Raw genomic sequence first — 1,181 nt, forward strand, 5'->3', positions numbered from 1 at the left:
GGTAAATTGTAAAATGAAGTTGAACACTTGCCCTAATTAAAAAATGAAAAAAGTCCATTGGACTTCTTTGATAGAATGTAATTACCCAATCAATTCTAGAAAGAAGTTACCAATGAACTCGCTTAATTCTACCATATCTAATCATCAAAAGGGCCAACATCTTGCTTTGCAAGACCGCGTGATTATCCAAGTCTTGCGCCAGCAGGGCCAGTCCCTGCGTCAAATTGCCGCTAGTCTTAATTGTTCGCCCGCAACCGTGAAATATGAGCTTGAACGCGGTCAGATTGCACTCTATCACGGTCAACGGCACCGCTATGATGCCCAAGCAGCGCAAAGACGCTATCAGGCAAGACGCTTAAACTGCGGTCGTAAGCAAGCCTGCTTGGCCAAAACTCGCTTCATTAAGTACGTTGAAGCGCACTTCTTCAAGCACGGCTGGTCGCTTGATGCCTGTGTGAGCCGGGCCTTAGCCAGTGGTAAATTTACCCGGGCCGAAACCGTCTGCACCAAGACGCTCTACCATTATGTGGAACGTGGTTTATTACAGATTAAGGCAACTAACTTGCCCGAATGCTTAAGCCGTAAGACTAAAGCCAAACGGATACGCCAGCATAAACGCAGACTGGGGCGCAGTATTAGTGAGCGACCTGCTGCTATTAACCAGCGCCGCGAATTTGGTCACTGGGAATGCGACCTAGTCTTAGGTCACAAGACCAAAGATGACCAGGCCCTCTTAACCCTGTATGAACGCATGACGCGCAAGTTTATGATTATTCCGATTAAGGATAAGACTGCCGCTAGTGTCATGACGGCCTTTAAAATCTTGCGCAGCCACTACCAAGAACACTGGAATGAGGTCTTTAAGACCATTACCACGGATAACGGTTCTGAGTTTGCGGATTTAGCCCAGTTAGAAAGAGTATCGCAGACGTTGGTCTACTATGCGCACCCTTACACTTCTTGTGAGAAGGGCGGAGTAGAGCGGCACAACCGGTTAATCAGGCGCTTTATCCCCAAAGGCAAATACATCAAGGATTATGATATGATCCAAATCTACGGCATTGAGGAATGGTGCAATAACCTGCCGCGCAAAATCTTAGCCTACCACACTCCCGATGAATTATATGAGAAAAGATTAGATTGCATCTATCAAATCAAGTAGGGTGTTCAACTTAAAATTG

The 1,181-nt window shown here is 46.2% G+C and carries 1 protein-coding gene; it reads left to right on the forward strand.

Going from position 1 to position 1,181, the window contains the following annotated elements:
- The first annotated feature begins 112 nt into the window (after positions 1-112).
- Positions 113-1,162: an IS30 family transposase gene (locus F5ESL0228_RS08210; RefSeq protein ID WP_122023451.1), complete on the forward strand. Its 1,050-nt coding sequence runs from the start codon at positions 113-115 to the stop codon at positions 1,160-1,162.
- Positions 1,163-1,181: the final 19 nt, after the last annotated feature.

This window comes from Lactobacillus sp. ESL0228 (assembly GCF_003692825.1).
Classification (GTDB): Bacteria; Bacillota; Bacilli; order Lactobacillales; family Lactobacillaceae; genus Lactobacillus.